1 protein-coding gene is annotated in these 996 nt (G+C 72.7%); it reads right to left on the reverse strand.

All coding sequences use genetic code 11. From position 1 onward, the window contains the following. The coding region (gene livM / locus B8460_RS16565; protein WP_048862721.1) for a high-affinity branched-chain amino acid ABC transporter permease LivM at window positions 1–996 on the reverse strand (996 nt) is incomplete at both ends.

Genomic DNA, 996 nt, shown 5'->3' on the forward strand with positions numbered 1-996 from the left:
GCCGTCCCCGCCGCGCCCCCCGCCGTCCCCGCCGCAAGCCGCACCGTCGGCGCCCGCCCCGCGACCAGCCCGCGCGGGCGCAGCACCATCACCGCGACCAGCGCGAGGCCGAAGATCAGCATCCGGTAGCCCGGCAGCGCGTCCGCGACCCCCGCATAGGCATCGCTCTGCAACGCCCCCGCCAGCCGCGTCAGCGCCATGCGCAGCGCCTCCGTCCCGCCGATCATCAGCAGCGCCGCCAGCGCCGTGCCCAGCTGGCTGCCGAGCCCGCCCAGCACCACGATCGCCAGCACGATCGCGCTTTCGATGAAGGTGAAGCTCTCGGGGCTGACGAACGCCTGCCGCGTCGCGAAGAACGCGCCCGCGAGCCCGGCGAACGCCGCCCCCGTCGCGAACGCCGTCAGCTTCACCGCCGTGACGTTGATGCCGAGCGCGCGGCACGCGATCTCGTCCTCGCGCAGCGCCTCCCAGGCCCGCCCGACCGGCAGCCGGCGCAGACGCAGGCTCACCCAGTTGGTCAGCAGCGCCAGACCCAGTATGACGTAATACAGGAACGCCACCCGCTGCGTCGGGCTCGCCGCCACGCCGAACGCGCCCGCGAACGTCCCCGGCCCGTGGCCGAGCGTGAAGCGCAGGCCGAACAGGGTCGGGCGCGGGATGCCGGAGATGCCGTTCGGCCCGTTGGTCAGGCTGACCCAGTTGACCAGCACCACGCGGATGATCTCGCCGAACGCGAGCGTCACGATCGCGAGGTAGTCGCCGCGCAGCCGCAGCACCGGAAAGCCCAGCAGCAACCCGCAGAACGCCGCCAGCAGCCCCGCCAGCGGCAGGCACGACCAGAACCCGAGCCCCGTATGCAGCGCGATCAGCGCATAGCCATAGGCACCGACCGCATAGAAGGCGACGTAGCCGAGGTCGAGCAGCCCGGCGAGGCCGACCACGATGTTGAGCCCCCAGCCGAGCATCACGTAGGTCAGCACCAGCGTGCCGAGATCG

This window comes from Acidisphaera rubrifaciens HS-AP3 (genome assembly GCF_000964365.1).
GTDB classification, from domain to species: Bacteria; Pseudomonadota; Alphaproteobacteria; order Acetobacterales; family Acetobacteraceae; genus Acidisphaera; species Acidisphaera rubrifaciens.